This is a genomic window from Calditrichota bacterium (assembly GCA_016867835.1).
Classification (GTDB): Bacteria; Electryoneota; AABM5-125-24; order Hatepunaeales; family Hatepunaeaceae; genus VGIQ01.
Genome location: VGIQ01000029.1, coordinates 19,833 through 27,172 on the forward strand (window position 1 = coordinate 19,833; position 7,340 = coordinate 27,172).

Annotated in this window: 7 protein-coding genes; all 7 read right to left on the reverse strand. The window is 61.0% G+C overall.

The annotated features are described in order from the left end of the window. Window positions 1-66: 66 nt before the first annotated feature. The 7 genes from FJY67_04825 to maf all read right to left on the reverse strand — a co-directional run bounded on the left by FJY67_04825 (window position 67) and on the right by maf (window position 7,097). Window positions 67-1,875, reverse strand: coding sequence for a tetratricopeptide repeat protein (locus FJY67_04825; GenBank protein MBM3328787.1), 1,809 nt, complete (start codon window positions 1,873-1,875; stop codon window positions 67-69). Further along, window positions 1,848-3,482 (reverse strand): L-aspartate oxidase, encoded by a 1,635-nt coding sequence (gene nadB / locus FJY67_04830; protein ID MBM3328788.1) that lies wholly within the window; start codon window positions 3,480-3,482, stop codon window positions 1,848-1,850. Before nadB ends, FJY67_04825 begins: the two co-directional genes overlap by 28 nt. 50 nt (window positions 3,483-3,532) lie before the next feature. Then, complete coding sequence (locus tag FJY67_04835; GenBank protein ID MBM3328789.1) at window positions 3,533-4,585, reverse strand: mechanosensitive ion channel; 1,053 nt, start codon at window positions 4,583-4,585, stop codon at window positions 3,533-3,535. Between the two features lie 407 nt (window positions 4,586-4,992). Continuing rightward, window positions 4,993-5,577, reverse strand: coding sequence for a periplasmic heavy metal sensor (locus FJY67_04840; GenBank protein MBM3328790.1), 585 nt, complete (start codon window positions 5,575-5,577; stop codon window positions 4,993-4,995). Then, window positions 5,574-6,044, reverse strand: coding sequence for a periplasmic heavy metal sensor (locus tag FJY67_04845; GenBank protein ID MBM3328791.1), 471 nt, complete (start codon window positions 6,042-6,044; stop codon window positions 5,574-5,576). The genes FJY67_04840 and FJY67_04845 overlap by 4 nt, the downstream gene beginning before the upstream one ends. Continuing rightward, window positions 6,041-6,493, reverse strand: coding sequence for a hypothetical protein (locus FJY67_04850; protein MBM3328792.1), 453 nt, complete (start codon window positions 6,491-6,493; stop codon window positions 6,041-6,043). The genes FJY67_04845 and FJY67_04850 overlap by 4 nt, the downstream gene beginning before the upstream one ends. Before the next feature lie 40 nt (window positions 6,494-6,533). After that, window positions 6,534-7,097 (reverse strand): septum formation protein Maf, encoded by a 564-nt coding sequence (maf, locus tag FJY67_04855; protein MBM3328793.1) that lies wholly within the window; start codon window positions 7,095-7,097, stop codon window positions 6,534-6,536. Between the last annotated feature and the right edge of the window lie 243 nt (window positions 7,098-7,340).

Consider the following 7,340-nt stretch of genomic DNA (forward strand, 5'->3'; position numbering starts at 1 on the left):
GGACCGGCTCAAGCGCATGCGGAGTCCTCGGACTTCATACCGCGCAAGGATCGCGCCGCGAAGGTGTCATTCACTACCTTCAGTGAGGGAACCAGCCAGCCGCTGTAAAACCGGATCATCCGGCTGGTAGCGCAACGCTTCCGCAAAGCATCGGCGGGCGGCTTCGGCCTGTCCGGAAGCCGCCAAGGTCCGGCCTCGCCGCACCAGGATCCTCGCCACCGCGCGGCCGGCTTCGGGCAGGTCGTCGCGCAGCGTTAGCGTCTGCCTGAATGCGGCAAGCGCCTCAGCCTCCCGGCCTTCTTCATCCCACAGCATCCCGAGCCGCAGCCAGGCTCGGGCATTGCCCGGCTGGTTATCAAGTTCCTGACGGAAATGTTCAGCGGCACCGGGCCGGTCGCCCTGACCGAGGGCGATGACAGCCAGTTCATAGTGTGCATACGGTGCACGGGGGTTGGCGCGTAAGGCTTCCTCATAGAGTCGCTTTGCGCCGGTCTCGTCTCCCAACCGGGCCAGCGCCGTCCCCTCAGTGAAGAAGCCGTAATCCCATCGCCGGGGGTCGATCCGACTGTTAGCCGCAAAGGGCAGATAGAGACCCAGAGCCAGAGCAATTCCCACTGTGGGCAGTTGACGGCGCAATAAATCCCCCCCGGTCCTCATCAAGCGCACCAGTTCGATAACTCCGACGGCTGCCAGAATGAAGAGCAGCGGGGTGACGGGATGCCGGAACCGCCCGTTGACGAAGAACGGGACCACCGCCAGGTAATATAGAAAAACGGCACCTGCTATGATCTGGACGCTCCACTGCCGTCGCTGCAGGACGATTCCGATCAACGCCGCGGACAGCGCAACCGGCAGACCCAGCCAGAGCAGGTAACGCAGGACCGGGTAGCGGTGCGCCTGATAGTAGAGGTCGCGGTTGTTGGAGATCTCGTGATGGTTCCAAAAGAGCCCGGCTTTGCGCAGTGACCGGCCGGCCCAGCCCACCGGATCTGCGGCGATCTCCCGGAAGCCCTCCCCCCAATAGTATTTATCGACCTCCGCCGGTCTCATCTTGCGACCGGACTTCGACTCTGCCATCGCGACGATCGTCTCCCATCCCCAGCCGACTCCGATGCCGGGCAGAGTCGCCGAGATGCCGTCCGAATTAGGATGATTGCCGATGTAAAAGTTGACGCCGCCTTGCGCCGAGAGCGGTATCGGCCCGGATCCTGTCAGCAGGTGCAGCATCATCACCAGCATCAACGGTCCAGCGAGCGCAGCGGTGAACCGCAAAACCCCGCGCCCACCATCCCGGCGATAGATGGCATAAAAGGCGAGAGGTCCCAGCGCCAGAACCGTGGGGCGAGTCAATGCGCCGAGTGCCAGATAAAGCCCGGCTCGAATGGCACTTCGACCGCTCGATGCCTTACCTGTCAATTCTGAGATTAAGAGCAAGAGCAGGAAGACTTCCAGCGTCGTTGGGAGGAGTTCCAGGTCGAAATAGACCATCATCCCGCTGAGTGCCATCGCCAGCCCCGCTATCAACCCGGCAGAAGGGCTGGCGATGCGGGACGCTATCTTCGCTACGAGCAGCGCATTAGCGACACCCAGGCCGATCTGAAGCAAGGTTGGCAGCAACAGCCCCGGCCCCAACAGCAGGAAGACAACCCCTAATAGTAAAGGATAGAGCGGCGGTCGAAACGGCCAGGCGATGTGAGCCTCGCCTCGAGCCAGAGACGAAGCCATATCATAATACTCAGCCGCGTCCCACATCGGCACGAGGTAGAAGGGCGTCCCGTAATACTGGACGAAGTAGAGGATTCGCACTCCCAGCGCCACTCCGATAATGACCAGAAGTTGGAGCCGGCTTAGTGCGGGGGGGTGGTCCGGTTCCACAGGTAGGTGTTGCGCGGCCGACCCGTTCGGGACGGCTCAGGATAGTCCGTGGTCCAGTGCAAGCCCCGGCTTTCCCGGCGGCGCAGCGCAGACCGGATGATGAGGGAGGCTACCAGTGCGATATTGCGCAGTTCAACCAGTCCCAAGGTGAGACGCGACCGCCGGGCGAGATCGTCGATCTCCCGACGAATCAGTTCGACTCGGCGATGCGCCCGCTCGAGCCGGAGATTGCTGCGAACAATCCCGACATAATCGGTCATCAAGCGGCGGATCTGCTCGCGATCGCTGGAGACCAGCACCCATTCCTCTCCCCCATCGCTTGTTACCAGGGGCACTGGATAATCGGGGAGCGCAACCGGGGCGCTTATCTCTTCCAATTCAAGTGCTGCCCGCATCGCCGCCCGATGAGCAAAGACGACCGCTTCGAGCAGCGAATTGGAGGCGAGCCGGTTGGCGCCATGAACGCCCGACATCGCCACTTCGCCCGCCGCATAGAGTCCGCGCAGACTGCTACGGCTATCGATGTCGGTTACGACACCGCCGCACATATAGTGCGCCGCCGGAACGACCGGTATCCACTCCCGGGTGATGTCGAGGTTCTGTTTCAAACAGGCGCGGTAGATGCCGGGAAAGCGTTCCCGCACCTCGTCAGGGCGCCGGGAGGTGATGTCGAGCCAAAGGTGATCGAGGCCGCGGCTCTTCATTTCGCGGTCAATAGCCCGGGCGACGATGTCGCGGGGAGCGAGATCGGCGAGCGGATGGTAGTCGCGCATGAAGGCGTGCCCATCGGGGAGGCGCAAAATGCCGCCAAAGCCGCGCACGGCTTCGGAGATGAGGAAGACCGGTCCATCCGTCTCCCGGCCTGTTGATCGGGAGGATTCGACAGATGCGGTATAGAGTGCCGTCGGGTGAAACTGCATGAATTCGAGGTTTGCGAGTCGAACGCCGGCGCGCCTGGCAAGCGCCAGCCCGTCGCCGGTCGCAATGTCGGGATTGGTGGTGTGAAGATAGACCTGACCGCACCCGCCGGTCGCCAGGAAGACCACCTGAGCCTGCCGCGGTTCGACGCCACCATCCCGGGTCAGGACCCAGGCTCCGCTGCAGCGGCGGTGTTGGTCGCTTCCGGTTACGATCAAATCGAGAGCCGCCGAATGCTCCTCGACGGTGATGTTAGGGTGTTCGAGGGCTCGACGGACGAGCGATTGCTCGACCTCGGCGCCGGTCTGGTCGGCGCGATGAACGATCCGGTCGCGATGGTGCCCGCCTTCCCGGCCCAGTGCAAGCTGCCGCTTGCCGCCTTCCCAGTAGGTTGAGAACTCGACCCCGCGAGCCATCAGTTCCTTCAGGCGCTGCGGTCCTTCCTGCACCATCACCCGAACCGCGCGGCGGTTGCAGAGGCCGGCACCGGCTTCGAGAGTATCGTGAACGTGCTGGGAAAAGGTGTCGCCCTTCCCGACGACCGCTGCAATGCCCCCCTGGGCGTAGTTGGTGTTCGACTCGGTATGCCGCTTCTTGGTCACCAATAAGACCCGCCCCCGTTCAGCGGCGTCGAGCGCGAAGGTCAGACCGGCGATGCCCGATCCGATCACCAGAAAGTCAGCGTCCATTCCTATCCGGTGATGGTATCATACCTGCCATCACCATATCTCTGCGCTCTTCAACTTTGCTCACTCCTTTGATAGACCACTCGCTGCGGGAATGGAATCTCGATCCCTTCCTCCCGGTAGCGCTTGACAATCCGCTTCATGAACTCGTGCTTGATTAGATATTGGTCGGTGAACTGTTGGCCTCTAAGGATGACGGTGAAATCGATGGACGACTCACTGAAGGTGTGGAATCGAATGAACGGCTCGTGATCAGGAACGCCGCCTTCGACGCGCTGCATCACCTCCCGGGCAATCTCGATCGTTACCTGCTCGACTTTCGCGAGGTCGCTGCCGTAAGCCACGCCCATCTGCACCAGTACCGAGAGGACGGCGTCGGGCTGATTGTAGTTGACGGCTATCGATGAGGCCATCTTGGAGTTAGGCACGATGATCAGGTTGTTGCTGAGCGCCCGGATGGTGGTATTGCGCCAGTTGATGTCGGTCACGAAACCCTCCCGTCCGGCATCGACCTGCACGAAGTCGCCGACCTTGACCTGTTTGGAAAGCAGTATCTGGATTCCGGCGAACAGGTTGGAGAGGGTATCCTGCAATGCCAGGGCGACCGCCAAGCCGCCCACGCCGAGTGCGGTCAGGACCGGGGCGATCGAGACCCCGATAGTGTGGAGCGCAAGGGCAATCCCAAGCCCCCAGACACCGATCCGTCCGAGCACCTTGAAAATCGTCGTCGAAGCCGGGCCGGCTTCCCCGGCCGTCGAGACCTGAATCAAGTCCCCGGCCAGCCGGGATCCGACGGCCGTAACGGCAATCACCAGATAAAATTGGAGCCATTTGGCGATGCCGGTCGCGATCTTCGCGGCGAGCGGCATAAAGGGCGCGGCGACGATCAGCCCTATGATGAGCATCCAGACCGGCAGATGCCGCCGTAACGCCCGGATGATCAACTCGTCGCCTTCCCACGGCGTCTTTTGCGCCAGTTTCTTCAGCGCCCGCAGGACGATCAGGTCGATCAGCAGACCGAGCAGAAAGGTGCCGCCGGCTATGCCAAGCGGCCACCACCAGGAAAAGAGAAATTCGCGGGATTGCTCCATATTGATTTGGGCCACAGATGATTGAGTGTATGTTAAACCGTCGTCCTTGAAAGGTGGATTTCCGATCTAACTGCGCGGTAGTCGGATTGGTATCCGGACCTACGCGGATCAGCCTGGCTTGCGATGGGAGGATGATACTTATCAGTACAGAAAAGTGTTGACTTGGAGGGCGGACAGGAATGTCCGCCCTCCAAAAACGAGCTTTCAACTTAGGGCGGACAGGAATGTCCGCCCTCCAAAAACGGCTTTCAACTTAGGGCGGACAGGAATGTCCGCCCTCCATGAACGGCAACAATAGCATGCACCCATCAATAGAATGCAAGACTGTATGATCACTAATATACCGCAGGCGTCTCGTCTATCAAAACGCGACGCCCGCCGATTTCTGTACGGCGGGCGTCAGTCGAAGAATGCCGTTGAACTTATTCCGGCGCTTTGGGATGGTGCATCATACCGCCATGCGTTGGGCCGTGAGGACCCGGCTTGGAGCCATGTTCCCGGCAGTCGTCGCACTCGCCATCTCTATCGTCGTCGTCTCCGTCACGCATACCGAACTTCATCATTCGATGCTTGCCACCCGGACCGCCCATTTTGAGCAAGTGTGCATCGAACCGAATGCGCTGGTCGGCGGTCAGCATCTCGCGCACCTTCGCGACCATTGCGGTGTGCATTTTCACCTGCTCTTCGTGGAACTTGCCGATGCGGGCAGCGAGCCCGTCGATCTCTTTCTGATTCACCTTCTCGGCAGTCATCGCCAGTTGCAACTTGGCGTGGATGTCGTGCATTTCAGCCTGTCTTTCGATCATCTTGCGGTGATGTTCGAGGCCCATCTTCTCGATGTCCTTCATCTTGTCGGCGGGCAGATCCAGCCCCTTCAACATTCCCAACATCATCCCGCCGTGCATCCCTTTGCCTCCCATCCCCCCGTGCATCGGGCAGGCGTAGGCGCCTGTCACGATCAAGGCCAGGGCTATCAGCAGCGTAAGCGCTGCGGTCGTCTTCCTCATTGTGGTTCATCCTTAGATTTGAATTTTGCGCCCGGGTGGCGAATGCGCGCTTCGTCGTGAAGGAGCAGTTTGCGAAAGATGAGCCGGCGGTCTTCGGGCGGTATGGTCTCCCGCCATTCGACCAGCCGCCCGTGAAACCGCTCCTGCATACTGCTGCGAAGCGTCGCCAAACTTTCCGACACCGCCCGGACGCGTGCGGTATCGAGTTGTTCATCGGAAAGGAGATCGACTAGTAGGGACGAAAGCCGCCGCTGCTCGGAGCCGAGAGGCGATAGTTCGCGGTGCAGGTCGTCGCGCAGTTGTCGTCCCGGCGGATCCGGCCAGTGCATTCGCCCCGGCCAGGCACCGGGCGGCATCCCGGGGTGAGGATGATGGTGCGACACGGCCATGAAGATTGCCACTCCCAGTGCCACATTGAGCGTCCAGGAGACAATCAGGAGGACTACCAGCCAACGTTTCGGCGTCACCGTCCATTCCCTTCGCCTGCTGTCAGAGACGCCATCAGGTCATCGAACTGGCCGTCGCTCTCGGCATAGACCGCCCCTGCAGCGCTCGCATCCTCAGCGGTCAGGCGGCCCTCCTGCAGCGCTGCGCCGATCGCAAGTCCAAGCAACAAACCAGCCACGGTCCCGCCAAGCGCCAAGATTCGGTCGCGTCGCCGGAGCAACGGCAGCCGGCCGCTTTGCAACCGCTTCAGCACCTTTGGCGACACATAGGCCGGCCCGGGCTTAGGCAGTGCTTCAATGCCGCGCGCCAGGCGATTGTCGAATGCGAGCAGTGACTGGCACTCCGGGCAGCCTGCGGCATGTTCGGCCCACGTCTGCCATTCCGCATCATCTTCCGCAAGTGCAAGGAGATGCGGGATACGAGTGCGATAGATGTCGCAAGCGGTCAGGTATTCGTCCTTCGGGGTCATTTCTCCTTCCTCTATAAGTGCAACGTCCGGACCGCACAATTCACGCGCGGCCGAGCAGCATTTCCCACACCAGGGTCAAAGGAAGTCCCATCACATTAAAGAAACAGCCTTCGATCCGGTCGATGAGCAGCGCTCCGCGGCCCTGTATCCCGTAGGCTCCAGCCTTGTCAAGCGGCTCGCCGGTGGTGAGGTAGTCTTCGATCTCGTCGCGGGTTGAGTTGCGGAACCAGATGCGTGTCATCCGGTGACCTTGCTGAATCCGTCCTGATTTGCTTTCGATCAAGGCGACACCGGTCCAGACCCGATGCTCCCGATCAACCAGCCGCAGCAGCATCCTCCGGGCGTCATTCAGGTCCGCCGGTTTGCCGAGCGGTTCACCATCCAGATCGACAAGAGTGTCGGCGCCCAGAACAAGTTGTCCGCCGGCTCTGTCGAGCACCGACCGCGCTTTGGCAAGCGCGTTCGCTTCGACGATGTCGGCGAAGTTGCCATGCGTAGGAATCGCTTCATGCCCGCCCGGCGCAATCACCCGGAAGGGAACGCCGATCTGCTCGAGCAGCATCCGGCGGCGCGGGCTGGTCGAAGCGAGAACTATCTCGGGCAGACGAATGCTATCCGGCATAAAGTGCTGCCAGACCGATGACCATGACTGCCTTTAGACTGTTGCTGATCCAACGCAGGACGCGGGCTTCCGTCGCAAAAAAAAGCCGAATGGCAATCGCCGCAAGCGGCAGATCAACACCTATCAGGACGATCCGGGCATAGTCGCTGTCCAAGGTCCCCGCGCGATATGGCAGTGGTGAGACGACGATCAATATCAGCAGCACCAGGGCTGAAGACAGGGTTG

What these genes read in the sequence shown, in the direction of transcription:
- FJY67_04850 (MBM3328792.1), bottom strand. Translation starts at nt 6,493, where the DNA reads ATGACCCCGAAGGACGAATACCTGACCGCTTGCGACATCTATCGCACT.
- FJY67_04840 (MBM3328790.1), bottom strand. Translation starts at nt 5,577, where the DNA reads ATGAGGAAGACGACCGCAGCGCTTACGCTGCTGATAGCCCTGGCCTTG.
- nadB (MBM3328788.1), bottom strand. Translation starts at nt 3,482, where the DNA reads ATGGACGCTGACTTTCTGGTGATCGGATCGGGCATCGCCGGTCTGACC.